At 62.7% G+C, this 25,030-nt stretch carries 17 protein-coding genes; 15 read left to right on the top strand and 2 right to left on the bottom strand.

Annotated elements, in window-relative coordinates:
* Positions 1-69 precede the first annotated feature (69 nt).
* On the bottom strand, positions 70-507 hold the full coding sequence (locus WI560_RS19385) for a hypothetical protein (protein ID WP_375304443.1): 438 nt from the start codon (positions 505-507) through the stop codon (positions 70-72).
* A 55-nt stretch (positions 508-562) separates the two neighbouring features.
* Here WI560_RS19385 and WI560_RS19380 point away from each other — a divergent pair, with 55 nt between their 5' ends.
* From WI560_RS19380 to rlxS, 14 genes are all read left to right on the top strand, one after another.
* Positions 563-1,387 carry a ribonuclease HII gene (locus WI560_RS19380; protein WP_375304442.1) on the top strand — a complete coding sequence of 275 codons (825 nt, stop codon included), beginning with the start codon at positions 563-565 and terminating at the stop codon, positions 1,385-1,387.
* 317 nt (positions 1,388-1,704) lie between these two features.
* On the top strand, positions 1,705-2,745 hold the full coding sequence (locus WI560_RS19375; protein WP_375304441.1) for an IS110 family transposase: 1,041 nt from the start codon (positions 1,705-1,707) through the stop codon (positions 2,743-2,745).
* 722 nt (positions 2,746-3,467) lie between these two features.
* The gene (locus WI560_RS19370; protein WP_375304440.1) at positions 3,468-4,415 is read left to right on the top strand and encodes an ArdC family protein; all 948 of its coding nucleotides are present in this window, start codon (positions 3,468-3,470) and stop codon (positions 4,413-4,415) included.
* 107 nt (positions 4,416-4,522) lie between these two features.
* Positions 4,523-6,637 carry a ParB/RepB/Spo0J family partition protein gene (locus WI560_RS19365; RefSeq protein ID WP_375304439.1) on the top strand — a complete coding sequence of 705 codons (2,115 nt, stop codon included), beginning with the start codon at positions 4,523-4,525 and terminating at the stop codon, positions 6,635-6,637.
* Between the two features lie 185 nt (positions 6,638-6,822).
* Complete coding sequence (locus WI560_RS19360; protein WP_375304438.1) at positions 6,823-11,145, top strand: strawberry notch-like NTP hydrolase domain-containing protein; 4,323 nt, start codon at positions 6,823-6,825, stop codon at positions 11,143-11,145.
* Positions 11,145-12,221 carry a toprim domain-containing protein gene (locus WI560_RS19355; RefSeq protein ID WP_375304437.1) on the top strand — a complete coding sequence of 359 codons (1,077 nt, stop codon included), beginning with the start codon at positions 11,145-11,147 and terminating at the stop codon, positions 12,219-12,221. The genes WI560_RS19360 and WI560_RS19355 overlap by 1 nt, the downstream gene beginning before the upstream one ends.
* Before the next feature lie 317 nt (positions 12,222-12,538).
* A complete protein-coding gene (locus WI560_RS19350; protein WP_375308869.1) occupies positions 12,539-13,462 on the top strand; it encodes a DUF2493 domain-containing protein in 924 nt (307 codons plus the stop codon).
* 143 nt (positions 13,463-13,605) lie between these two features.
* The gene (locus WI560_RS19345; RefSeq protein ID WP_375304436.1) at positions 13,606-14,088 is read left to right on the top strand and encodes a hypothetical protein; all 483 of its coding nucleotides are present in this window, start codon (positions 13,606-13,608) and stop codon (positions 14,086-14,088) included.
* A 553-nt stretch (positions 14,089-14,641) separates the two neighbouring features.
* On the top strand, positions 14,642-14,962 hold the full coding sequence (locus WI560_RS19340) for a DUF736 domain-containing protein (protein ID WP_375304435.1): 321 nt from the start codon (positions 14,642-14,644) through the stop codon (positions 14,960-14,962).
* A 1,084-nt stretch (positions 14,963-16,046) separates the two neighbouring features.
* Positions 16,047-16,274, top strand: a complete 228-nt coding sequence (locus WI560_RS19335; RefSeq protein WP_375304434.1) for a hypothetical protein — start codon at positions 16,047-16,049, stop codon at positions 16,272-16,274.
* Between the two features lie 348 nt (positions 16,275-16,622).
* Positions 16,623-17,489: a DNA -binding domain-containing protein gene (locus WI560_RS19330; RefSeq protein WP_375304433.1), complete on the top strand. Its 867-nt coding sequence runs from the start codon at positions 16,623-16,625 to the stop codon at positions 17,487-17,489.
* A gap of 151 nt (positions 17,490-17,640) precedes the next feature.
* Positions 17,641-17,859 carry a helix-turn-helix domain-containing protein gene (locus tag WI560_RS19325; protein WP_246919381.1) on the top strand — a complete coding sequence of 73 codons (219 nt, stop codon included), beginning with the start codon at positions 17,641-17,643 and terminating at the stop codon, positions 17,857-17,859.
* Positions 17,849-18,388 (top strand): S26 family signal peptidase, encoded by a 540-nt coding sequence (locus WI560_RS19320; RefSeq protein WP_246919384.1) that lies wholly within the window; start codon positions 17,849-17,851, stop codon positions 18,386-18,388. The genes WI560_RS19325 and WI560_RS19320 overlap by 11 nt, the downstream gene beginning before the upstream one ends.
* A gap of 863 nt (positions 18,389-19,251) precedes the next feature.
* Positions 19,252-21,222 (top strand): relaxase/mobilization nuclease RlxS, encoded by a 1,971-nt coding sequence (gene rlxS / locus WI560_RS19315; RefSeq protein WP_375304432.1) that lies wholly within the window; start codon positions 19,252-19,254, stop codon positions 21,220-21,222.
* A gap of 7 nt (positions 21,223-21,229) precedes the next feature.
* On the opposite strand, the gene WI560_RS19310 is transcribed toward rlxS, so the two are convergent.
* A complete protein-coding gene (locus WI560_RS19310; RefSeq protein WP_375304431.1) occupies positions 21,230-22,576 on the bottom strand; it encodes a GSU2403 family nucleotidyltransferase fold protein in 1,347 nt (448 codons plus the stop codon).
* Between the two features lie 416 nt (positions 22,577-22,992).
* Here WI560_RS19310 and WI560_RS19305 point away from each other — a divergent pair, with 416 nt between their 5' ends.
* Positions 22,993-25,020, top strand: coding sequence for a conjugal transfer protein TraG (locus WI560_RS19305; RefSeq protein ID WP_375304430.1), 2,028 nt, complete (start codon positions 22,993-22,995; stop codon positions 25,018-25,020).
* Positions 25,021-25,030 lie beyond the last annotated feature (10 nt).

The raw sequence follows: 25,030 nt of genomic DNA, 5'->3' as shown, positions 1-25,030 counted from the left end.
TGCCGCCAGCGATGGCGGCTTCATAGTCCCGGACCATCGGTTGCCTCACCGGCCCCAAGCGTACGGCTGTTACCTTGTTTGCGGCCATGCCACTCCGAGCTGGGGGACCTCCAGGGAATCAAGACGCTTGCGCAGAAATGCCAAGACCATGGTCTCGTCCGACGTGAGCTTGGCGTACTTGCGCTTGAACTTCTGCGCAATCTTGGCTTCGATGATATTGACGAGGTCTCCGGACATGTAGGCGTCCAGGACTTCAGGGTGCACGTAGCACTTGCGGCAGATTTCGGTCGTGTTGCCGAGCTGCTTCGAGACGCTCTCGTTGGCGGCGATGAAGTTGCACTTCGCCTCGGCGTAGCTATCGCGAGGCTCTACTACTCGTAAAGGGATGAAGATACCGGTTAGCTCCGTTCTGAATCGGTGGATACAATCCATGTAAGGTGACGGCCGGGTCGGTTCCTTCGGCGAGGCGCTGCGAGTCGTCGGGCAGCACAGCTCAGCTTCAGACAATCGCCACAAAGGTCACCGACACGCTCCCCAACAGTCAGTCTCCACGAAGGGTTCCATGTCCCGGTATCCACTCGATGTACTGCGTCAGCGCTATGTCGTCGAAAAAAGACCGCTCGAGGCCAGCGTCGAGCAGATCTTGCGGGCCGACACCCGCGCGGGAGCCCGTGCCATCCTGGCTTCAATCGACAGACGGCGCTTCGAAAACAGGTCCGAGGGGCAGCGCCTGCGCAAGATCCTCAGTTTCGAAACCTCTCTGTGGGAGAGCGGCGTTCATGCCGTAGCAGGCGTGGACGAGGCTGGAATGAGCCCGCTCGCCGGGCCAGTCTCCGCTGGCGCCGTGATTCTGAAGCCGGGTACCCGGATAGTCGGGATCGACGACTCGAAGAAGCTCGACGCTGCGGCCCGCGAGGAACTCGCGAAGGAAATTAAGGCAAAGGCAGAGAGTTGGTGTGTGGCGTTCGTCGAGGTCGAGGAGATCGACACGATCAACATCTATTGGGCCGGCATCCAGGCCATGCAGCGCGCGGTCAGGGGACTGGGATTGACGCCGCAGCACTTGCTGATCGACGCGAAGCGGTTGAAGGAGATCGACATTCCCCAGGACGCCATCATTAAGGGCGATGCCAAGTCCGCCAGCATCGCTGCTGCGTCGATCCTGGCGAAGGTCGAGCGCGATACGGTCATGCGGACGCTCGACGTCCACCACCCCGGGTACGGATTCGCGGATCACAAGGGCTATCCGGTGCAGGCTCATTATGATGCGCTCGCCAAGCTGGGGGCGTGCGCAGCTCACCGGAGGTCGTTCGGACCTGTACGCAAGGCGCTCGGGTTGCCGCCCCTGCCGCCATGGCCTTCTGCAACACAGCGCGCGGCCGATTGACCGGGTCGGACGTCTCTTCTCGGCGCCGCTATTTTCGCGACCAACTCTTTTCGCGAACGACGTCCTTGGCCTTTTTGTCGGACAATCAGAGACGGCGCCAGGGCGGGTGGCGAAGAACTAAAGAAGCGCTTTCCGATGCTTCAGGTCAGGATCTACGACGCGCGGACGCATGCGCGCGAGGAAATCTAGCCTTAGTGTCTTCTGCTTGCGCGTGCGGCTCCGCCGCATCGGGCTCTCGTGTTGGGGTGGACGGCCCCCTTCCGCCACAGTGCGTGGCAAGATGAGGTCGTCCCTGACCCCAAACGAAGGAGCCGCCCGTGGAAACGATTGTTCGCATCGGTTTGGATACGTCAAAGAGTGTATTTCAGCTGCATGGCGTTGACGGGACGGAGCAGCCGGTTTTACGGCGTAGGTTGAGGCGCGGACAGGTTTTGGAGTTCTTCAGTCGCTTGCCGCCCGTGCTTGTCGCTTTGGAGGCTTGCGGGGCGTCGCATTATTGGGCGCGGGAGCTGCAATCGCTCGGGCATGAGGTGGCGATGATTCCGCCGCAATATGTCAAACCGTATGTGCAGCGCGGAAAATCCGACGCTGCGGACGCCGAGGCGATTTGCGAGGCGGCAAGCCGGCCGAAACTGCGCAAGAACTTTGTGCCTATCAAAAGCCCCGAGCAGCAAGGCGCACAGATGCTGGCGCGCGTGCGCAACCAGTTCATCGGCAGGCGCACCCAGCTCGCCAATTCGATCCGCGGCTACGCCGCAGAGTTCGGCTTTACAGCGCCCAAAGGGCTTTCGCGGCTTCAACAATTGCTGATCGACATTCAGGCTGACGCTACAGTCCCCGAGTTGACGAAGGAATTGGTGGACGCTTTGGCAACAGAACTGACGCGGGTCGATGACCAGATCGCAAAGCTCGACAAGAAGCTCATGCAACTACACCGGAGTAACGAGATGAGCCGACGGCTGGCGGCTATCCCGGGCGTTGGCCCGATCGGCGCGACGCTGCTGTCGATCAAGGTCGTGGATGCACGCGGGTTCAAGTCGGCAAGAAATTTTGCCGCCTGGCTTGGCCTGACGCCAAAAAATCACTCGACAGCCGGAAAGAACCGGCTCGGCGTGATCACACGCGCCGGTGACGGCATGTTGAGAACCGTTTTGGTGGCCGGCGCGACTGCTGTGATCGCAGATATGCGCCGACGGGAAAGTCGCTCCTGGCCCTGGCTGAAAGATATCATCGCACGCAAGCCGCCGAAGCTGGTGGCCATAGCATTAGCAAATAAGCTGGCGCGGATCGCCTGGAAACTGATGGTCAGCGGCGAGCGGTACCGGCCTGCAAGCAGCGTCATGCCGATGCCGACATAGACTTGAACGAAATGCAGAGCTTGGCGTCAGACCGGCAGGTTTGACGCTGGGGGCGGAACTTGCAGGACAGGAAGAGGTGGTTCGTTCGGCGCAAGCTGGTCAGTGAAATGCTCCGCTCGGTTTACCGGCAGAAAATGCCGCTCTCGTGTTTGGATCTCACTGTCCGCGAAGCCCATCTTGGCCGGTGGTCGCAAGACCCGAAAACAGGCCGGACATATGAGCGCGAGCGATCCGAGCATGCTGCCCGAAACGATCCTTGCAAGTCGGGGGCCGTCCACATATGAACCGAGCCGCTTCGCGTCTCGGCCGTCCGGCTTCGATCCCTCGCCCAAGGACTTTCGGAGCTCCTTGCCGGGGGCACTCGGGAAAGGGTCCCGCCGTCATGAAGTATGCCGGCGTCGCTATCACTGCCCCGTTCCCGGGTGCCGCTGTTAACCGGTCTCGTCGCTGCACTCGGACCCGCGTGCCCTTCGGGTCGCTATGCTCACGCTCTCCGGGTGCCATTTTCCGCTGGGGCGATGCGCCGTGGCGCACGCTTGATCAGGATCTGCGGCCCTGGGCAGTCGAGGGCAAGACCCATGATGAAATGGACAGAAGGCGGGCTGCCTCGTAGATTTCGCACTCTCTCGCGGAGAGGCTGAGAGGAAGAGTTTCGCGCGCTTTTGCCGTGACGGGTTACAGGCAGCGAGAGAGGCTCGCGGCGCCCGTCGCGGAGATCCGCGATGTCCAGACATCATCCTCGGGCGCGTGCCGGTGAAGACCGGACAAGCCTTTATGACGAAATCACCAACAAGATTATCGCTGAGCTCGAGGCCGGCCGAGTGCCATGGGTGCAGCCTTGGGGCACAGCGGCGGCGGAGGCGCCTTTGGCCCTGCCGAAGAGCGCCGCGACCGGCCGTCAATATGGCGGCATCAACATTCTGATCCTCTGGGGGGCCGCCACTGAGCGCGCATTCACCGGTCAGAGCTGGCTGACATTCCGCCAGGCGCTGTCCCTCGGTGGCCATGTCCGCAAGGGCGAGCGTGGCTCGACCGTCGTCTATGCCGACCGATTTGTGCCGGTCGCCGAACAGCACCGCGCACACGCGACCGGTGAGGAGGCACAGGCTGTTCCATTCCTCAAGCGCTTTACGGTCTTCAACACTGATCAGTGCGGCGGTTTGCCTGCAGACATCGCAACAACGGCGCCGCCTCCGCCCCCATACCTGATCGAGCCGCAGGTCGAAAAGCTCATCAAGGCGACCGGCATCGATTTCCGCATCGGCGGCAACCGCGCATTCTATGCGCCGGCAGAAGATTATGTGCAGGTGCCGCCGCCACAAGCCTATTCTGAGCCGATCAATTGGCATCGAACGGCCTTGCATGAATTGGCGCATGCCAGCGGTCATCCATCACGTCTCAACCGCGACTTGTCGGGCAGCTTTGGTACCAGGAAGTATGCCTTTGAGGAGTTGGTTGCGGAGATCTCGTCTGCGTTCGGTTGCGCTTCACTCGGTATCGTGCCCACGGTGCGGCACGCTGACTATATCGGCTCGTGGCTTGAGGTCTTGCGCGAGGACAATCGTGCAATTGTCCGGGCCGCTTCCCAGGCCAGCAAGATCGCGGACTATCTGCTTGGCTTTCTCCCAGGAGCCGCTGTCGATACTCCGGCGGACCAGCAGGCGGCGTGACGTTCTGCTCGGTGGCCGCAGCATGAGAGTGAGAGGGCGGGGTCGCTTTCCACGACGGGTTGGAGGCCGAGAGAGAGGCTCCCGGCTGCCTGTCGTGGAGATTCGATATGACGAAGGCTGTCCAAAAGATCACACTGTCGCCCTCACGCGATATTCCGTTCAACAAGCTGGTGCTGAGCCAGTCCAACGTCCGGCGTGTGAAGGCGGGCGTTTCCATCGAACAACTCGCCGAAAGCATTGCGCAGCGCACACTACTGCAGAGTCTGAACGTGCGGGCGGTTGTGGATGCCGAAGGCAACGAGACCGGCATGTTCGAGGTGCCGGCCGGCGGCCGGCGCTATCGTGCGCTGGAACTTCTCGTGAAGCAGAAGCGCATGGCGAAGACGCAGGTCGTTCCTTGTGTCGTGCGTGAGGGGGGCATCGCTGAAGACGACTCGCTTGCAGAAAATGACGAGCGGGTAGGGCTTCATCCACTCGATCAGTTCCGAGCCTTCCAGACTTTGAGTGGCGCCGGCCTGTCCGACGAGGATATCGCGGCCCGGCACTTCGTGACACCGGCCGTCGTGAAGCAACGACTTCGGCTGGCGTCCGTGTCGCCAAAGCTCCACGAGGTCTATGCCGAAGACGGCATGACTCTCGAGCAGCTCATGGCCTTCACTGTTACGGCTGACCGCGCCAGGCAGGAGCAGGTCTGGGAGTACGTCAGCCGATCCGGCTATGACGAGCCCTATCAGATACGGCGAATGCTCACGGAAAATGCCGTGCGCGCGACCGATCGCCGCGTTCAGTTCATTGGGCTGGATGCTTACGAGCAGGCTGGTGGGGGCGTTATGCGGGATCTGTTCGAGCACGATGACGGCGGCTGGCTCCGGGACGTCGCTTTGCTCGATCATCTCGTGACGGAAAAGCTCAAAGCCGAAGCCGAGACGATTGCAGCCGAAGGCTGGAAGTGGATTTCGCTTGCGGTCGAATTCCCCTATGGCCACACGGATGGGCTGCGGGAAATCGAGGGCAAAGCTGTCGATCTCTCTGCAGAGGAGCAGGGCACCATCGACGCACTCAACGCGGAGCAAGTCAGGCTTGAGTCCGATTATCGGGATGCCGACGAGTTGCCTGATGAGGTCGATCAGCGTCTCGGCGAAATCGAGGCGGCACTCGCCGCGTTCGAATACCGGCCGATGATTTACGATCCGGCCGAGATCGCCCGCGCTGGCGTTTTCGTCAGCATCGATTCCGAAGGTCGCCTCTCGGTCGATCGGGGTTACGTCCGGCCGGAGGATGATGTCCCGGCAGACGATCCTGAAGTCAGACAGTCCGCCGACACACAATCGGTCGAGGGGAGGGCGGCTGGTCCTTCCGTCCAACGCGGCGTCATTGCGGTGGCTGGCGGCGCTCCTGACGCGGAAGAAGATGATGAGGACGCGACCAAACCTCTGCCGGATCGGCTGATCACCGAGTTGACCGCGCATCGCACACTGGCGTTGCGGGATGCGCTGGCAGAAAATCCTGCGATTGCGTTCCGGGCGGTGCTGCATAACTTCGTGCTGACGGCTTTTTACCGATTTGCATCGTCCGGAAGCTGCCTGGAGATCGGCCTTCGCACGCCGACCTTTCCGGCTCAAGCGCCCGGCTTGAGGGAAAGTGCGTCCGCGAAGGCCGTTGAGGCGCGGCATGAATCCTGGAAGGCACGGTTGCCGAAGGGCGAGAACGATCTCTGGGATGCGCTCACGGCCCTCGACGGCGTCGCACAGGCATCCCTGTTCGCCCACTGTGCGTCATTTGCGGTCAATGCTGTCTACGAGCCGGCCAACAGCTATAATCAGGGCCGTGTCTCCGCCCACGGCGTCCGCACCCGGCTCGATCACGCCGACGTCCTGGCACACGCCGTCGAGCTCGACATGGTTCGAGCGGGCTGGAAGCCCTCTGCCGATAATTATCTCGGCCGGGTCACCAAGCCTCGCATTCTGGAGGCGGTGCGGGAAGCCAAGGGTGAATCCTCCGCGCAACTGATCGACCACCTGAAAAAGGCCGACATGGCCAAGGAGGCCGAGCGTCTTCTCGACGGCTCAGGCTGGTTGCCGGAGCCACTGCGGCTTGTCGATCCCAATGCGGCGTCAGGGGAGCAGGAGAGTGAAGCGGGCCCGCTGCCCGAATTCCTCGCCGAGGACGAGGATCAGGACGCGAGCGACGATGATCCGCAACAACTCGAGGTAGCTGAGTGATACCCTGGAAGGGACGGCTCCTGGCCGTCTGGCAACTGCTTGGCGACCGGTGTGTCGCGCCGGTCCCCATTCTTATGCGCGAAGGCTGAGAGGGAGAGCCGGGCCGGGAAGGGTTTGAGCCGTCGGGTCTTGAGGAGAGCGCCTGATGGTTCGACCCGTTCCCGCTCTCCGAAAGAAACCCAGTTATGACCGAAACTCTCGCCGGCGGCGCTGCCGCCGCGCCGCTCTCGATGCGCGCCGCTGCAACTCTCACCTCCGCCGCCGTCAAGGCCGCGCAACAGCTCTCGACCGATCTCGAGCGCGGCCGGCGCATCGATGCCGCTGTCCTGCGTAGCGCCATGGAAGCTGCCCTCGGCTCTTCCGATGCCACTGGCGCCTGGAACTGGAAGTCCGCTTATGACGCATGCGAGGCGGCGACCGTCCTGTTCCTTCGCAAGTTTGGCCCGGCCATCCGGACCAAGGCTGGCTCAACGGCCGCGATGCTGCCTATGCTGGCGAGAATCGCCGGTCTTATGCCGACACACACGCGCCGCTCCGAGGATAGCCAGGCCCTTCAACAATTCTCGACGCCGATCCCGCTTGGGCTTGCCGCATGTACCGCGGCCGGCGTCACGCCGTCCGACCGGGTTTTGGAGCCCTCTGCGGGGACCGGCTTGCTCGCCATCTTTGCGGAGCTCGCCGGCGGCGCCCTGGTGTTGAACGAGCTCGCCGAGGCCCGCGCGGCCTTGCTCGACGAAATATTTGCCAACGTTACGGTCACCCGGTTCGACGCCGCCCAGATCGATGATCACCTCAATGCGGGTGTCGTACCGAGCGTCGTCCTGATGAACCCGCCATTCTCGGCATTGGCGGACGTCGATCGGCGGATGGCGGATGCGGCGCTCCGGCACGTCGCCTCAGCCTTGGCGCGTCTTTGCGAGGGTGGGCGTCTCGTCGCCATTACCGGCGCCAGCCTCGCGCCGGAGAATCCGGCATGGCGAGATGCTTTCGTTCGTCTCCAGGAGCGCGGGCAGGTCGTGTTTTCTGCCGCCATCGACGGCGCGGTCTACGCGAAACACGGAACGCAGACCGACACAAGGCTGCTCGTGATCGACAAGCGGCCTGCCACAGATCCGAAGGTCTTTGCGGCTTCGCTGGGCATGGCGGGGGATGTCGCTACCTTGCTCGGCTGGGTGAGCCAGCATGTGCCGCCGAGGCTGCCTGTCGCCACCCCTGTCGTGGCCGACGTCATCAGACGCCCCGCGACCTCGCGGCCGGTCGGCTCTTTTGCACCCAACCCGTCATCGCCTTCGCGAGACGGCGCGCCAGAGAGCGTCGAACTCACCTACGAAAGGGTCGAGTGGACACCTCCGGAAGGCGCTCGACTGACTGACGCGCTTTATGAGGAATACGCGCTGCAGGCGATCCGTATTCCGGATGCGCATGGGCATCCGACCAAACTCGTTCAGTCCGCCGCGATGGCCTCGGTCGCGCCGCCGAAGCCGTCTTACCGGCCACATCTGCTGGCCAAGCTTGTGGCGGATGGCATCCTGTCCGACGCCCAGCTTGAGAGCGTCATCTATGCCGGCGAGGCGCATTCCGAGTTTCTTGCGGGTTCCTGGACAGTGGATGCGACCTTTGATGTCGTGGCGGCTGCGCGCGACGATGCAGAAAATGCCGTCCGCTTCCGTCGTGGGTGGTTTCTGGGCGATGGGACCGGAGCGGGCAAGGGTCGGCAGGCCGCAGGCATCCTGCTCGACAACTGGCTGAAGGGCCGCCGCCGAGCGGTCTGGATCAGCAAATCCGACAAGCTGATCGAAGATGCCCAGCGCGATTGGTCCGCGCTCGGCATGGAGCGGTTGCTCGTGACGCCGCTGTCACGTTTCCGGCAGGGCACACCGATCCGGCTCGCGGAAGGTGTCCTATTCACCACCTACGCTACGCTGCGGACCAACGAGCGTGGCGAGAAGCTTTCGCGCGTGCGGCAGATTGTCGAATGGTTGGGCTCAGACTTCGACGGAGTCATTGTCTTCGACGAGAGCCACGCGATGCAGAACGCGGCAGGCCAGAAGGGCGAGCGCGGCGACCAGGCGGCCTCTCAGCAGGGGCGGGCCGGGCTGAGGCTCCAGCACGCCTTGCCGAATGCCCGCGTCGTCTATGTCTCGGCGACGGGTGCCACGACCGTTCACAATCTAGCCTACGCCCAGCGGCTGGGATTGTGGGGTGGCGATGATTTCCCGTTTGCGACGCGAGCCGAGTTCGTCGAGGCGATCGAGGGCGGCGGCGTTGCGGCCATGGAGGTGCTCGCGCGCGACCTCAAGGCGCTCGGCCTCTACGCGGCCCGTTCGCTCTCTTACGAGGGCGTCGCGTACGAACTCGTCGAGCACCAGCTTACGTCCGAGCAGATTCGCATCTACGACACCTATGCAGGTGCGTTCAGCATCATCCACAACAACCTCGACGCGGCAATGCGAGCCGCCAACATCACCGGCGAAACCGGAACGCTGAACGGCCAGGCGAAATCAGCGGCGCGATCTGCCTTTGAAGGCGCGAAGCAGCGCTTCTTTGGCCACCTCCTGACCTCGATGAAGACGCCATCCTTGATCCGCTCGATCGAACGCGACCTTGAGGCGGGCCATGCCGCCGTCGTCCAGATCGTCTCGACCGGCGAGGCGCTGATGGAGCGCCGGCTGGCCGAGATACCAACGGAGGACTGGGGGGACGTCCAGGTCGACATCACGCCGCGCGAGTATGTCCTCGATTTTCTCGCCCATTCCTTTCCGGTCCAACTCTACGAGCCGTTCACCGACCAGGAGGGTAATCTCTGCTCCCGGCCTGTCTATCGTGACGGCCAACCGGTCGAGAGCCGGGACGCCGTCGCCCGCCGCGACCGCCTCATCGAGAAGCTCGCCTCGCTGCCGCCGGTCCCGGGCGCGCTGGACCAGTTGATCCAGCGCTTCGGAACCGATTTGGTCGCGGAGGTGACCGGCCGCTCGCGACGCATCGTTCGCAAGGGCGACCGGCTGGTGGTCGAAAGCCGGGCCGGTTCGGCCAACCTCGCCGAGACCTCGGCCTTTATGGACGATGTCAAGCGGATCCTTGTGTTCTCCGACGCGGGCGGCACGGGCAGGAGCTACCATGCCGAGCTGTCAGCGCGGAATCGCCGCCTGCGGGTCCACTATCTGCTCGAGCCCGGCTGGAAGGCGGACGCCGCGATCCAGGGCCTCGGCCGGACGAACCGGACCAACCAGGCACAGCCGCCGCTGTTTCGTCCCATCGCGACCGACGTGAAGGCCGAAAAGCGCTTTCTCAGCACCATTGCCCGCCGGCTCGATACATTGGGCGCAATCACGCGCGGCCAGCGCCAGACCGGAGGGCAGGGCTTATTCCGGCCTGAGGACAACCTCGAAAGCCAGTACAGCCGTGATGCGTTGCGCCAGCTCTACACCCTCGTGGCGCGCGGCAAGGTCGAGGGCTGCTCGCTCGAGCGGTTCGAGGATGCGACCGGTCTGAAGCTCACGGATGCCAATGGGCTCGGGGACGACCTGCCGCCGATTACGACTTTCCTGAACAGGTTGCTAGCGCTCACGATCGATCTCCAGAACATCCTGTTTACCGTCTTCGAACAGCTGTTGACGGCTCGGATCGAAGGCGCGGTTGCCTCGGGAAGTTATGACGTTGGACTGGAAACGCTCCGCGCCGAGAGTTTTGTCGTCACCGACCGGCGCACGATTTACGTTCATCCCGGCACTGGCGCCGAGACCCGGCTTGTCACGATTGCTCAGCGCCAGCGTAATCATCCCGTGAGCTTGGATGACGCCCTCGGTCGTCTTTCCGATCCTCGCGCAATCCTGTTGATCAATGAGCGCTCGGGACGAGCTGCGGTGCAGGTGCCAGCTCCGAGCTTCATGCTTGATGACGGTGAGATCGAGCAGCGCGCCCGCCTGATCCGGCCGGTGGAGCAGCATAGCGCTCCCTTGAAGATGATGGCGGAGAGCCATTGGGTCGAGGCGGACCGTAAGCGCTTCGCCGCGGCCTGGCTGGCGGAGCTTGCCGAGATCCCAGCGTTCACGGAAAGTGCGATCCACGTCGTGGCCGGCTTGTTGCTGCCGATCTGGAAGCGGCTGCCGAACGAATCGACCCGCGTCTATCGGCTCCAGACCGACGTGGGCGAGCAGATCATCGGCCGCAAGGTCTCGGCCACCTGGGTCGCAAACGTCCTTGCGGCTGATGCGCCGGCGTTGACGCCGGACGCTGCCTTTGCCGCGCTCAAGGAGGGGCGGACCATCCTCGAGCTAACGGAGGGGCTCCAGCTTCGCCGCGTCCGTGTGATGAGCGTACACCGCATCGAGCTGTCGGGTTTCAACGACACGATGCGCGATCGCTTGCGGGCCTACGGCCTCTTTGGAGAAATCATCTCTTGGAAGCTGCGCATGTTCGTGCCTACGGATGCGAGCGGTGTCGAGGTCTTGTCGAAGGTGCTCGATCGCTATCCGGTCGAGCGTGCCAGCGAGCGGGAGGCCGCCTGATGCCTCGCGATGCTTCCGAACTGGCGGGCCGCCTCGCGCGCGAGGCGGAGACGGTTTGTCGACACTATCTCTCCAATGGCAAGCGGGCGGGGCGGTACTGGGTGGTTGGCGACGTCCACAACACCAAGGGCCGCTCACTGTTCGTGCGGCTTCAGGACTCACCGAAGGGCCCGGCCGGCAAGTGGACCGATGCTGCGACCGGCGAGCATGGTGATCTCCTCGACATCATCCGCGAGAGCCTGGGCTTGCGAGACTTCCGCGAGGTCGCCGAGGAAGCGAGGCGGTTTCTGGGGCTGCCTCGTTCAGCGCAGCAATCGGCCCCGAAGCCCATTCGTTCGCTAGTTCCGACCGGGTCGCAGAAATCCGCCGCTCGGCTCTTTGCGATATCCAGCCCGATCGAGGGGACGGTGGCTGAAACGTACTTGCAGCGCCGCGGAATAACCCACGTCCACCATGGTGGCTCCCTACGCTTCCACCCACGTTGCTACTATCGGCCGGACGACCATCTGCCGACCGAGACCTGGCCGGCGATGATTGCCTGCGTCACGGACCTCGACGGACAGATCACTGGCGTGCACCGCACCTGGCTCGATCCGGATGGCTTTGATCGCATTCGGCTCGGCAAGGCCCCGGTCGGCACACCGCGACGGGCCATGGGCGGCCTTCTCGGCAATGCCGTTCGCTTCGGCGCCGTAGACGACGTGCTCGCTGCCGGCGAGGGCATAGAGACCATGCTGTCCATACGCTGCGTGCTCCCGACCATGCCGATGGCCGCGGCGCTTTCGGCCAATCACCTCTCGGCCATCATGCTGCCGTCAAGCCTACGCCGGCTCTATATCGCCCGCGATGCCGATGCCGCCGGGGGTGCGGTGCAGGCCATTCTGACTCAGCGTGCAACGGACCTCGGCATTGAGGCGATCGCGCTGTCGCCTCGGTTGGGCGACTTCAACGAAGATCTCCATGTCTTCGGTCTCGATGCCCTCGAAGCGGCCTTGCGGTTCCAACTCGTGCCAGAGGACGTCGTTCGCTTCCTGCATTCACCCGACGGTGGCCGCGGAATAGGTCCCGGCCTTTGACCAACGTTGATAGGCCGGTCATAAGCGAGGCCAATACCGGAAGAGGACGCGACCTCGGCCTTCTAGAGGGCGATCGGACGGCAAGCGGCCCGGGCCGGCAATGGCTGCGTCCGGCTATTTTCCGCCGCGCGCCGCGATGCGAAGACACATCATGCGGTTGGCCAGCGCGCTTTGCATCGCGAAGCAAAATAGCCGGCCTCCGCCATCCTCCGCTGTCGCTTCGGCCCCCGTCGGGTGCTGGCCCGTTCCGCCTGCCGTCAGAGGATCGCCACGAAGGCCGCGATGGTCGCGGCCGATCCGGCAAAGGACCTCTTCTCATGGCCGACCATGACGATATCGAATCGCCGCACGCCTCTTCTTCAACTGACCACGTCCTCACCGAATTACAGCTCTTCGGCTATCGTCCCTTCGACGAGCAGCCCGATCCAAGACCGCTCCCGGAGGGCAAGATGATCGCCGGCGCCGTAGTCGATATCTTCGACGCCCTGGTTGCGACCTTGAACGACACGCGGCTTGAAACCGACCTTGACGATCTGCTCTGGTCGACAGTCAACCTGTTCCATCGTGCCGTCGACCGCATCGAACGCCAGCTCGACGACAACGAGCAGGCGCAGCACAAGAGCCAGCGCGAGCAGAACGGCTCGGAAGTGCGATCGGTCGAACTCGAGCGCCTGACGGCCGAAGGCATCTCACTGATCGAGCGTCGCAATTGCCTGGAATTGTTCCGGGATCAGGCCATCGAGCGATTTGAGGTCCACACCGGCTCGGCCTGGCGTCCTCGGTCGGGATCATTGGTCAATCACCGCACGCTAACCGCGGCAATGATCGACTCCCGTGACTTCATCGCAGCAAAACGCCGCGCCGAGACTGAGGTCATGTTGCCGCCGGGGCCGAAGATTGCACTCACTGGCGGGCTCGATTTCAACGATCATCACCTGATCTGGGATCGGCTCGACAAGGTTCATGCCAAGCATCCCGACATGGTCCTCCTCCATGGCGGCTCCCCGAAAGGCGCTGAACTGATCGCTGCGAAATGGGCGACCAATCGCAAGGTGCCTCAGATCGCCTTCAAGCCCGACTGGACGAAACATGCCAAGGCAGCCCCCTTCAAGCGCAACGACGCCATGCTTGAACTCCTGCCAATCGGCGTCGTGCATTTCCCGGGCACGGGAATTCAGGACAATCTCGCCGACAAAGCGAAGCGGCTCGGCATTCCCGTTTGGAGGTTCGGCGGCGCGTGAGCGCCGTCGTCTCGCCTCCGCGGTGTCCAAGCGGAGTTGCAGCTGCCCCAACTCCGCCTCGTTCCCGATTTGTATATTAAAACTCGCGCCGTGGTGGTGGTGGAAGGCGCGATTGATAAATCCATGCACATGGAGCCACCACCATGCTCGCGTTCGGGCTTGTTCTCAACATACTTGGTATCGGTCTGTTCTGCTGGGTGACCTTTGCGCTCGCAGTGCATGCCCTGCCGTTTTTCGTCGCACTCAGTGCCGGGATCTTGGCATATCGTCATGGCGCGGGCGTCTTCGGCGCACTGCTTATCGGAATTGCTTCTGGCACGCTGACGCTTGCCGCGGGTCAGCTCGCCGTCGCCCTTAGTCGGTCCTTGATCTTGCGCGTTGTGATCGGAGCCGCATTCGCCGTCCCTGCGGCAATCGCTGGCTATCATGTGGTGTTTGGCCTATCGCAAATTGGGGTGCCTTCGCTTGCTGGGCGCGAGGTCTTCGCGAGCCTAGGTGCGGTTTGCATTGGCGGCACGGCATGGACGCGTTTGACCGTGTTTGCGGAGAACCGCCCGTCGGAGTCGGCCGGGGTGGTGGAGAATGCGCCTGAACCGGTTCTCAGAGCCGCCGCGCACGAGCGGTGAGGCTTCGTCGCCATCATCCGTCGAGCAAGACGGCACGGGGCGTCACGTTGAACGAGGGATCATCGAGCTTGAGCGAGAGGTAACTGCGCTCCCGCCTCGGGGCGCTTAAGCAAGCCGTACCGGTCTCTGTCTGGCCCACATAGCTGCAGTCGAGCGGCGCGCTGCGTCCGATCATTCTTTCCGGGACGATACCGCCCTTTGCGGCAAATTATTTCTCCTTCTGCGCCGAACCGTACCAACCCCTTGTTCAGCAGAACCGAGATTCGCCAGCTTTCTCCTTGAGATTATGGTTCAGCACGCGGACCACGTGACCTCTTTGATGGCTTGATCTGGCCGAAGACCGGCTGCGCCTCGATCGTCTGAGCCGCAACGCCGTTGTTGCGACTTTCTTCCCCTGGGCTGCGCCCATTCCTCGCGAGGCAAGAAAGTCGCGCAACGACGTCCTCCGCTACGCTTCGGCCCGCGAGCGGGTGCGTCGCCGATCGTCCTCGGCCTGCAGATCGCCATCGAGGCCGCGATGGTCGCGGGCTCGAAGCACGACAGGAGAAGTGACATGGCTAACATCGGTTCTTTCAAGAAGGTCGGCAACGACTTCCAGGGCGAGATCGTCACCTTGAGCCTGCAGGCCAAGGGCGTCCGTATCGTCGCCGAGACCAACCGATCCAACGACAACGCTCCCAGCCACCGCATCTATGTGGGCCGGGCTGAGATCGGGGCAGCCTGGTCGAAGTGTTCCGAGGAGGGCCGCGACTACCTCTCGCTCAAGCTCGACGACCCCTCGTTCAACGCGCCGATCTACGCGAACCTGTTCGATGACGAAGCCGGCGAGGGCTACACCCTTCTGTGGTCGCGGCCGCGCAAGAACGGCGACTGAGAGCGCCGCTCCAGGCCCCGTCCGGTCCGCCGGGCGGGGCTTCCTCCTCCGGAGCAAGCGCTCCAGTCTCGGGCCGAGGCTGGAGCAAAGGCGCCCATCAGACGATATCGTCCACGTTTCGGCTCACCCGGTGCCCTTCGAGCAGGAGCAGGAGTGTCTGCTTCGGCATTTCTTGTGACAGGGCGGCGCACTGTAGCGGCCATAGCTGCCGCTGAATCAGGATCGGCCCGGCCGGTGGCTCAAAGTCCTGCGGCTACAGAACTGGACGTAGATGGCGACGACCGCCGCGCCGCCCCATCCGTCAAGTCGACCGTCCGCCATGCCAGTGATCTGCGGCATGACTGAATGCGCCTTGTGAGAATACTGAGGGGGGACCTTGCGACCAGGCCTGACATGATGCGGTGGTATGATTCACTTTCCGCGAAGTCGCGCGCGCCTCCTTAAGGAGCGCCCCGCCTCTACGCGCGGCTGCCGAATTCGCGGGTGCGTAGAAGGTTGGTATCGGATATTGGGCGCTCTCGCCGCGCAATTACATCACCCAACCTCGAAATCGCCTATATCAGCAGAGCTATTAACGTTTTGTTTACCAGATCTTGGCGGTCTCGATTCGGTGCGCGAAGGCCACTTCGCACACCGATTTGGCGCGTGCCGAGTCGTCTCGGGTCAATCGGACTGGCCGTAAATTTAGCCGGATAAGGGGGCCCCGACTCATCCTATAGGTCTGCCTTGTGCAAACGCGCGCGCATTATGGAGCCGATGATGGCGGACCCGTTCAGAGCATTTCCCGAACCGCAGGCGGTGGCGCTGAGGCGTATTTGTCTCGCCCGAGCCGCTGTTTGCCTGTCGGCGCTGTCCTCGACGGCGGTGCTATTGTCCAAGGTAATGCCCTCCGTGATCGGCGGGCTCAACTGAGGCGAAGGGCGCAATTCGTAGGCAGGCTTGCGCGTCCCGCATCGAAGCATCCCCAAATGAAAAGCCGGACCGATTGCGCAAAACCACGCACGTAGTCCGGCTTTAATCATCGGCGTTGAACGCCTCCGCCAAAGCGACGGGATGCGATTACGAGTGAGGTTGAAGAATCGCGGTGGACGCCCTGGTTGGAGGCGAGGCAGGTCAGGAAAAGACCTACTTCTTTTTCTTCGTGGCTTTTTTCGCTGTCGTCTTCTTCGCTTTTTTCGCGGTGGTCTTCTTCGCCTTCTTCGCTTTCTTGGCCATGAGCCCTCCGTCAATCCATGAAGCAAAATCAATCAATGTGCAGACCTTGGAATCGGCAAGCACGGTCGAGACTGTAACATCGAATTTGCCGGATTGACATTGAGACGCGAAGCTCGCGCTGGTTCAGGTTGTCAAATCGCTTCTCCCGTTGTTTGGAAGCCGAGCTCGCGCATGGGTAAGCGCATGGTCCTCACGACTAACCTTCCGATGTCCGCATGTCTCTCGTTGGAGTTCGTGACCGGGCAAGCACGCGATGAACCGTCGTCTGTTGCGCCGCTGCGATCGGGTCGGGCCGGAATCGCCGAGGCGCCCAAGCATCTTTTCAGCCTGTCCCCTCTCGGTTGCCTGGCCAGCCATAGCGCCAATCGTCTTTGCCCTGATCCGGAAGTCCGGTGGAGCGGCGTCAGACGGTCTGTGAGAGCGGCTAGCCGGGAGGGCCGCGCTCTTGCCTCATTTGGCCGGAACGATCTGGAAAAGCACTTTGCTGGGGCGCAATTTGAATCCTTCGGTGAGTTCGACGCCTGGTCGCTCCGACGATCGGGCCGCTTCCTGCGGTCGCGCCGATTATGGTGGCTGCGATTGGGCATGGGAGTTCTTGCGACGGAATGCGGACTACATCGCTGACTGGCGAAGCTCCGTACCCCAGCAATTACCCTGCATCACACTGCGCGACGGGACCAAGCTATTGCGGCTCAGGCGACGGTTCCCGCGAGCCGAGAAGTGGGGACTACACGCGTTTGCCGATCCAAAACTCTGCGCTCACAAGGCAAACGTGTTCTGGCATGCCAAGGCCTTGAAGCAGGTGGTAAGGTTGAATGCGAAGGGGCCGACCGAAGGCGAGGAGGCGAGAGTGCGTCGGCTCGCCGACTTCAACGCAGATCGGCAGGCGGTCATCAATGCCGACGGCGTCCCGCTGGTCATGATGAAGCGCAGTGGCATTTGCGTTCCCGTCGAAATCAGCGGCCTTTCCAACCTGACAGCGCCGTTTGTCCCGGTCATTGAACTGCATGACCTCGACGATCTCTCAGCTCAGACCGAACTCCTGAAGCGACTGCAACGCTTCACCGAGGCCGATTTTAGAGCGATTCAAAAGCCTTTTGCGAGCGACGAACGACTTCATCACGCCCTCGTCGCGCTCGATGAGTGCCTGAAGGGCAAGACATATCGACAGATCGCAATTGCGATCTTCGGAGAGAAGAAAGTTACTGAGGATTGGCATGGACATAGTCAATTCTTGCGTGATCGCACCCGGCGCCTCGTTGCCAAGGGCACCGAATTGATGAAGGGCGGCTATCGCGATCTTCTGGGCTGATCGAATTTTCCGTTTTCTTTTTGACGAATTTTGCTCGCGCGGGATGGCGAAACAGAAGCTTCCATCTTCGCCACTCCCCAAAACGCCTGCGATCTGACGACGCTTCTTCTCGCATTCTCTGGGTGTGCTGAGTGCGGGAAGGAAAAGTTGGATGACGAAAACTGACGACAAGGAGCCGGACAAGCCGTTCCTCAACACGGTGGAGGCGGCCGCCTGGCTGCGGCTGACCAAGAACACGCTTGAGAAGATGCGGGTACAGGGCCGGGGACCCGCCTACCGCAAGCACGGACGCTATGTCCGCTATCACATCGAAGACCTCGTCGAATGGTCGCATGCGAACAAGAGGAGGTCGACCTCCGATGCGGATTGATCGCACGAGACTGTGGCGGCAGGCCACCACTCTGTCGGCCATGTGCGCCGGCATCGTCACCCTTCTGATGTCATCCGCGCCCGCGGTGCCGCTGCTGATCTACAATGCCACCGGCAGCGCGCCACTCGGCTTCTACTATCTGGAGCAGCGACTGCCGGCGCGCGGTGAGCTCGCGGTCTTCAAGCCGCCCCCTGGGATCGAACTCCTCATCATCGCGCACGAGATCTTGCCCGTCCCTGTGCCCCTTTTGAAGCGGGTGGAGGCAATCGGCGGAGACGAGATCTGCCGGGCCAAGGCGCCGATCGGCACGATCTCCATCAATGGCAAGGTCACCGCCGAGGTGCTCGAGAAGGACCGGGAAGGGCGGCCGCTGCCGGCCTGGGAGGGCTGTATGAGGCTGGTGGAGGGAGAATATTTCCTGCTGCAGCCGCATCCGCATTCGTTCGATTCGCGGTATTTCGGCCCGGTGCTGCGGTGCGATATCCTGGGTGTCGCGCGGCCGATCTGGACGTGGAATCCGGATCTTTGACATCAAGAACCACAGGCTCGTGCGCGTCCGAAAAGGGCGCGCACGAGCTTTGCGCGCGCCCGCCACATCTGTCAGCAGGGAGTCGCGGCGCGCACGAAGCAAGCTCATTCATCGAGATCAACGGCCGGAAGGAAAGTAAGCGTCGGCCGGCTGCACACCGGTCAGCTCGTGATATCAGCCGTCAGTTTCCAGGTTCGCTGGCGCCCCGTGACGGACATACATGCAGTTTGCATTCGAAACGCTGCAACACGATCGTGACGCTAAGACTTTCGGGTTTGCTACTAAAGGACCCTCGCTCACGCGGGCAAGAGTTCGAGAGGAGTGCGATATTAACGTGCTCATAGCATTTGGGCGATGCCTTCGGCCCGCGCTCTACTCGTCGCTTCGCTCCTCACCGGGCCACCCTACGGGTGTCTCGGCCCTTCGGGTAACGATCGCTATCGCAAACGCTCGCAAACAGTGGTGGCTTCGCAATTCAACTGCCAAGTCGCGACGGCTCTTTCGCAATGAATCGGCCACCAGCCGACGTGTTCGGGGCAGGCACTTTTGAAGGATCTACCGCAATGACCCGAGCTGCATTTTGTCGCAAATCGCCGCGAGTACTGAAAGTCTGTTGGCTTGGAAGTTGGACCTTGGCACCAGCGACCGGACCACGACGAGGGAAGGCGGGAGGGCAAGATAAAAGCATTGGCGCTTGAGGGCACTTAAGCCGTTGTCTGCACATCCAAGTGTTGGCGACACGGCTAACCGCGATGTCGCCAAGCGAGTTCTAAAGCAACGATCGCGCTCATGGATTGCGTCTGCGACTTGGCAGCCGAGCGCTGGGTTCACATATCCGCGCTCTTGCAACGGGGACTTGCGTCATGGCCGGCATCGACGACGACGAATTCGAAGTGAAGCCTGGGCGGATCGGCAATCGCAGGCCTGGGAAAGCGACCAGCTATCTTCGACGTATCAGGCAGGAAGCGAGCAAGGCCGGCGCCAGTGCGCGGGCCGGTTCGTCGTTCACAGGCGGCCGCATCGGCCGCGGCCGCGCGCAAGGGACGGTATTCGCGCAGCGCGGACGAAGCCGAGGCCAACGCCGTGTCGTGGTCAAGGCCCGGATCGTGCGGATCAAGTCCGGTGACCTGGGTGCCGTGCGGGCTCACCTGCGGTACGTCCAGCGCGACGGCGTCACACGCGAGGGCGAGCCGGGGGAGCTCTACGACGCCGGCAATGACCGCGCCGATGGCAAGAGTTTTGCGGAGCGCAGCGCCGGTGATCGCCACCAGTTCCGGTTTATCGTGGCGCCGGAGGACAGCGCTGAGCTGGCGGACCTGAAACCCTTCGTCCGCGACCTCATGCGGCAGATGGAGCAGGATCTAGGCACCAAGCTCGACTGGGTTGCCGCCGATCATTTCAACACCGGCCATCCCCATACCCACATCGTCCTGCGCGGCCAGGATGGCGAAGGAAACGACCTCGTCATCGCACGCGACTATATCGCTCACGGCTTTCGGTCACGGGCTGCGGAACTCATCACGCGAGAGTTCGGCCCTGAAACGGAGATCGAGATCGCGCGCAAGCTTCAGCAGGAGATCACGGCCGAGCGGCTCACGCGGCTTGACCGGAGTATCCTGCGAGATGCGCCTGGCGGAGCTTTTGAGGTGGGCGCTCTGTCTGGACGGGAGCCCGCCTGGCAAACGGCGCGGATCGGACGGCTTCGAACCTTGGAGCGGATGGGGTTGGCAGAAGAGACTGGGCCGGGGCGTTGGCGGATCGACGCTGAGCTCGAGCCAAAGCTCAGACGCATGGGCGAACGCGGCGACATCATCAAGACCATGCACCGAGAGATGGCCGCCGCAGGAATTACGCGGGCGGCCGGCGACTACGCGATCTTCGACCCGGAAGGCGGCGCTCATCGCCTGGTTGGGCGGGTCATTGGCGAGGGATTTGCGGACGAACTGAGGGAGCGCCGCTATGTCGTGATCGATGGAGTGGACGGGCGGACGCACTATGCCGAGATCGGTAGCCTTCGGGCGAACGAAGAGGCACCCGTCCGGAACACGATCCTGGAACTCCGGGCGCGCGGCGCGGAGCCGCGCGCAATCGATCGCACGATCGCTAGCGTCGCGGCCCGCCATGGCGGCATCTACAGCGACCGCTTGCATTGGGGATTCGATCCGCAAGCATCCGGCGAATTTGTCGGATCCCACGTACGTCGCCTGGAGGCGATGCGGCGCGAAGAAATGGTCAGCCGGCTTGCCGATGGCAGCTGGAGCGTAGGACGGGATTATCTGGACCGGGCGCTTGAATACGAGAAACTCCAGCAAACGCGCAATCCGGTGCGGGCCGCGGTGCTGTCATGGCAACGGCTCGAGGATCTGCCGCAGGCGCTGGGCGCCACCTGGCTCGACCGCAAGCTTGTTAGGAAGGAGCCCGATGGGCTCGCATCGACCGGCTTTGGGGCGGAGGTGGAGACGGCGCTTCGAACAAGACGGCAATGGCTGATCGAGCAGGGGCTGGCGCGAGAGGAAGGCGGCCAGATGCGTTTTGCCCGGAACATGCTCGAGACGCTCGAGGCGCGGGAGCTGGCGAGGACTGCGGCCGAGATATCCGCGCGCACCGGCCTTGAACATGTCGACGTCACGGCCGGTGACAAGATCGAGGGCGTCTACCGGCGCATGCTGACGCTGAACAGTGGGCGGTTCGCGCTGATCGAGCGATCCCATGAGTTCACGCTGGTGCCGTGGCGGCCGGTGCTGGAGCGAGCGCGCGGGCAATTGGTCACCGGTCAGGCCGGCGGGGAGGGTATATCGTGGTCGATCGGCATCAAGCGTGGGATCGGACGATGACGGGGACTTACTTTCGCTTGGGGGCTCGTCTCGCAAAACTCTCGACGTCGGAGGTTTTGACCAGGACGGCACCGGGCTCGTCCACCGGAGCGGAGAGGTATTTGGCACGCGCGATCTCCTCGATCTTCGATCTATTCTTGAGGAACGCTTCCACCCGACCCTCTTGCCCGAGACCATCGGCCCCGAAATGGTCGTCCAGAGCTTCGCGGCTGACTGCGCAGTTGACCGCGCCGCCGAGCGCCTGTCCTTGGAACGTCACGACGTCGCGGCTGAAGTCATAGCGCGCAGGAGGATTGTCGAACGAAAGATCTATACTTGGAATAATCGAGCGAGGCGCGCCAATGGTCTTGAGCACCTCGTCCCGAACGGTGGTCGAGAGCAAGGCAAGCCCCTCTAGCATCAACTGGCGCCATTTGGGGCCGCGGCCATGCGCTTCGTCCCATGCCGATTTCAGCTCATGGGGTCGCTTTTCAGCCAGGGCCGAAAGCAAGGCCTCGGACTGCTGCAGATCCTTGTCGCGCTTTGCAAACCCTTCCGGGCGCCTGCGGGAGATGATGAGCTTGTGGACGGCATAGCGCGCCGGAGCCGGCACGTGCACGTAGATGCCGGGGCCGTGCAGGATGACCGCGGGCTCGGGATCGCGGATCAGGAAATCCAGGAAGCGCAGCGGCTGGGCATCCGTGTTCAGGGCGGGCAGCTTTTGGGGGCGGCCGGTCTCCTTGCCCTCGTGGGGCGTGAGAAAGTCGACGCGCAAGCCCCCTTTGGCGGCATAGCTGGTCACGCGCCGGCCATCAGATATGTGAGGGACGGCACGAAAGGATTTGTCGACTTCCTTCAGCACGTCCAGAACAGGGGGCGTCGAGTCCTCGACAGCCACCGAGACATTCTTGAACTGGGCAATGTCGACGTCGCCGGTTTGGAGTGAGCCTGCGGAGAGGCGAACGCCAAGCATGGCGCCGTAGGCCTGGTAGGCGATCGTTCCAACGAGCACGCCGCGAAGACGAAAGACGCCGGCCTTTGCAAGCGCCGCGATGATGTCGCCGATCTCGGGAAGGGGGCGAGGAAAACTGAACGAGCGGACCAGGGTGGACACGAGCGCCCGGCGCTCGCGCTCGTCTTCGCGAACTTCCTGATGGTGAGCAATACGCTCCAGCAGCTCCGGCGTCTCAGGCCCGACATAGCGCTGCGACCGTTCGGCGCCAGTGCCGGTCTGGAAGTACCAATATTTGCGGCCATTGATGCTCTTGGCCGTGAACGAGCCGTTGTCCGCGAAGGCGTCCTGGAAGGCGGCGTTCGCGGTGCGCTCCAGGAGTTCGGCATAAGTCGTCTGGCTCACCAGGGAAGGGGCCGGCATGGTCGATTCCAGGTTTATACTCAGGTTGCGGTTTGAGTATAAACGGGTTGGAACCCGACGTCCAGCGCTTTATACTCACTTTGCGGGATGAGTATAAGAGCGGTTAACCGTTGTTCGAGCGTCGAATCGGCAGGCCGGCCTTGCGACGGTCCGCGTTCCGTGCCGGTTCATTCGTAGTCTGCCTCCCTGGCGCTCTTGTCCCCATCAAGAGTCATCCAGCTTGAGCAGGTCACTCACCTTCTGTTGAGGCGTTGGATCATCCTCGCCGAGACTGGACCGAGATCTTTCTCGCCTTCGTGCGTCTGACCGACCCTGCTCTTGCTTCCCGGGCGCGATTTTTATTTCGATTGAATGCAAAGCGCATTGGTCCCTTTCATCACGCCGCTCACGTGGGGTGAGTGAGTGGGGCGAGCGGAATGTTTCCAGCAAAAATCTACGTTGGTCAGATTACGGTAGTGCTCGGCATCGTCGTTGCGTCAACCTGGGGAGCAACTCAATGGACCGCTGCAGCCCTTGGCTATCAGCAGCGGTTGGGCGAGCCCTGGTTCTTGGTCGTCAGCTACCCCGTCTATCTGCCCTGGCGGTTGTTCGAATGGTGGTTCGCCTACGAGGCCTATGCGCCCGAGGTGTTCGAGGAGGGTGGAGCAATTGCTGCAGCTGGCGGCATCGCAGGCGCGCTTTTTGCGATCGTCAATTCGGTGTGGCGCGCGCGCCAAAGCCAGTTGGTGACGACTTACGGTTCGGCACGCTGGGCAACGCCGAAGGAAATCAAGACGGCCGGTCTGTTCGCGTCCAAGGGCGTTTTTCTGGGTCGTCTCGAGAACAACTATCTGCGCCACGACGGACCGGAACACGTCATGTGTTTTGCGCCGACCCGGTCGGGCAAGGGCGTTGGACTGGTGTTGCCTACATTGCTTTCGTGGACGTCATCTGCGGTGGTGCACGACATCAAGGGCGAAAACTGGGAGTTGACCTCCGGCTGGCGCTCGACATTCTCGCATTGCCTCCTGTTCAATCCCACGGACTCGCGGAGCGCCCGCTACAATCCGCTGCTCGAAGTGCGTAAAGGGGCGGCCGAAGTCCGCGACGTCCAGAACATCGCCGACATCCTGGTCGACCCCGAAGGGGCGCTCGAACGCCGAACCCATTGGGAAAAGACCAGTCATTCGCTGCTGGTCGGCGTCATTCTTCACGTCCTTTACGCGGAAGAGAAGAAGACGCTCACCCGCGTCACCGAGATCCTAGCCGACCCTGCGCAGTCCTTTGAAAAGACGCTTCGGATCATGCTGGCAACCAATCATCTCGGCACCGAGGCGGAGCCGAAGGTGCATCCCGTCGTCGCCGCGACCGCGCGAGAGCTGCTCAACAAGTCTGAAAACGAACGCTCAGGCGTTCTGTCGACCGCCGTGAGCTTTCTCGGCCTGTACCGCGATCCCGTCGTCAGCCGAAACACCGAATCTTGTGATTGGCGCATCGCCGACCTCGTCAGCGCCGACAAGCCGGTCACGCTCTATCTCGTCGTTCCGCCGTCGGACATCAGCCGCACGAAACCGCTGATCAGGCTGATCCTCAACCAGATCGGTCGCCGGCTGACCGAGACGCTGAATACCAAGGCAGGCGACCGTACGCACCGCCAGCTCCTGATGATGCTGGATGAGTTTCCTGCCCTTGGGCGGCTCGACTTCTTCGAAAGCGCGCTCGCGTTCATGGCCGGCTATGGCATCCGCGCTTATCTGATCGCGCAGTCGCTCAACCAGATCGCAAAGGCGTATGGCGAGAACAACGCGATCCTGGACAATTGTCACGTCCGCATCGCCTTTGCCGCCAATGACGAGCGCACCGCCAAGCGTATCTCGGACGCCCTCGGCACAGCGACCGAGCTCCGGGCCCAGCGCAACTATGCCGGTCATCGGCTGGCGCCCTGGCTTGGCCACGTCATGGTCAGCCGTCAGGAAACCGCGCGCCCTTTGCTGACGCCCGGCGAAGTGATGCAACTGCCGCCCGACCAGGCCATCGTGCTGGTTTCCGGCCTTGCGCCAGTCCGGGCGATCAAGCTGCGGCACTATGAGGACGCAAACTTCGTCAGTCGTCTGCGCAAGCCACCATCCTTGGCAGGCGATGCGTACGCCGATCGGCCGCCAGCCCGCAGCGACGATTGGCGGGGCGAAGTGCGCACGACCGACCTTCGCCTTGCGACGCTGCCGTATCGCGAGCTCATGCAGGGAGGCGGCGAGGAGGGTGGGCTCAGGCAGCAATTGCCGTTGTTCGACGAGGCCGCACCCGCCGTGAACGAGCCGCGAGCTTTCGAAGAGCGATTGCTCGACGACGAGACCGACGTCGCCGCCGACCGCAGCCAGATGCAGCAGGCCGCAAGCGCGTCAAGCACCGTACGCCGCGCCCACGCCGTCACCCGTGACGATGACGATCTTCTCCCCTCATTCTGAAGAGTATCCC

Origin of the sequence: Bradyrhizobium sp. A11, assembly GCF_042077125.1 — a bacterium.
In the GTDB taxonomy this organism is placed as follows: Bacteria; Pseudomonadota; Alphaproteobacteria; order Rhizobiales; family Xanthobacteraceae; genus Bradyrhizobium; species Bradyrhizobium japonicum_B.
Note: the sequence above shows the minus strand (reverse complement) of the source record. Positions and strands in the feature narration are given on the sequence as shown.

Excerpts from the sequence above, each read along its gene's own strand:
- WI560_RS19345 (WP_375304436.1), top strand. The coding sequence starts at position 13,606 with ATGCTCGCGTTCGGGCTTGTTCTCAACATACTTGGTATCGGTCTGTTC.
- WI560_RS19370 (WP_375304440.1), top strand. The coding sequence starts at position 3,468 with ATGTCCAGACATCATCCTCGGGCGCGTGCCGGTGAAGACCGGACAAGC.
- WI560_RS19320 (WP_246919384.1), top strand. The coding sequence starts at position 17,849 with ATGCGGATTGATCGCACGAGACTGTGGCGGCAGGCCACCACTCTGTCG.
- WI560_RS19325 (WP_246919381.1), top strand. The coding sequence starts at position 17,641 with ATGACGAAAACTGACGACAAGGAGCCGGACAAGCCGTTCCTCAACACG.
- WI560_RS19360 (WP_375304438.1), top strand. The coding sequence starts at position 6,823 with ATGACCGAAACTCTCGCCGGCGGCGCTGCCGCCGCGCCGCTCTCGATG.
- WI560_RS19380 (WP_375304442.1), top strand. The coding sequence starts at position 563 with ATGTCCCGGTATCCACTCGATGTACTGCGTCAGCGCTATGTCGTCGAA.
- WI560_RS19350 (WP_375308869.1), top strand. The coding sequence starts at position 12,539 with ATGGCCGACCATGACGATATCGAATCGCCGCACGCCTCTTCTTCAACT.
- WI560_RS19365 (WP_375304439.1), top strand. The coding sequence starts at position 4,523 with ATGACGAAGGCTGTCCAAAAGATCACACTGTCGCCCTCACGCGATATT.
- WI560_RS19340 (WP_375304435.1), top strand. The coding sequence starts at position 14,642 with ATGGCTAACATCGGTTCTTTCAAGAAGGTCGGCAACGACTTCCAGGGC.
- rlxS (WP_375304432.1), top strand. The coding sequence starts at position 19,252 with ATGGCCGGCATCGACGACGACGAATTCGAAGTGAAGCCTGGGCGGATC.
- WI560_RS19355 (WP_375304437.1), top strand. The coding sequence starts at position 11,145 with ATGCCTCGCGATGCTTCCGAACTGGCGGGCCGCCTCGCGCGCGAGGCG.
- WI560_RS19310 (WP_375304431.1), bottom strand. The coding sequence starts at position 22,576 with ATGCCGGCCCCTTCCCTGGTGAGCCAGACGACTTATGCCGAACTCCTG.
- WI560_RS19305 (WP_375304430.1), top strand. The coding sequence starts at position 22,993 with ATGTTTCCAGCAAAAATCTACGTTGGTCAGATTACGGTAGTGCTCGGC.